The 458-nt window shown below is 60.5% G+C and carries 1 protein-coding gene; it reads left to right on the forward strand.

The window, feature by feature from the left end; genetic code table 11:
- Window positions 1-43: 43 nt before the first annotated feature.
- Window positions 44-458, forward strand: a 415-nt coding sequence (locus DLK05_RS17040) for a phage tail length tape measure family protein (RefSeq protein ID WP_001589113.1), incomplete at its 3' end; no start/stop codon positions are given.

Consider the following 458-nt stretch of genomic DNA (forward strand, 5'->3'; position numbering starts at 1 on the left):
ATGCTGATGACAGTATCAGAAGGGATCGCAGGAGGAGTCCGGTATGGCTGAACCGGTAGGCGATCTGGTCGTTGATTTGAGTCTGGATGCGGCCAGATTTGACGAGCAGATGGCCAGAGTCAGGCGTCATTTTTCTGGTACGGAAAGTGATGCGAAAAAAACAGCGGCAGTCGTTGAACAGTCGCTGAGCCGACAGGCGCTGGCTGCACAGAAAGCGGGGATTTCCGTCGGGCAGTATAAAGCCGCCATGCGTATGCTGCCTGCACAGTTCACCGACGTGGCCACGCAGCTTGCAGGCGGGCAAAGTCCGTGGCTGATCCTGCTGCAACAGGGGGGGCAGGTGAAGGACTCCTTCGGCGGGATGATCCCCATGTTCAGGGGGCTTGCCGGTGCGATCACCCTGCCGATGGTGGGGGCCACCTCGCTGGCGGTGGCGACCGGTGCGCTGGCGTATGCCT

This window comes from Ancylomarina longa (assembly GCF_003996985.1).
Taxonomy (GTDB): domain Bacteria; phylum Bacteroidota; class Bacteroidia; order Bacteroidales; family Marinifilaceae; genus Ancylomarina_A; species Ancylomarina_A longa.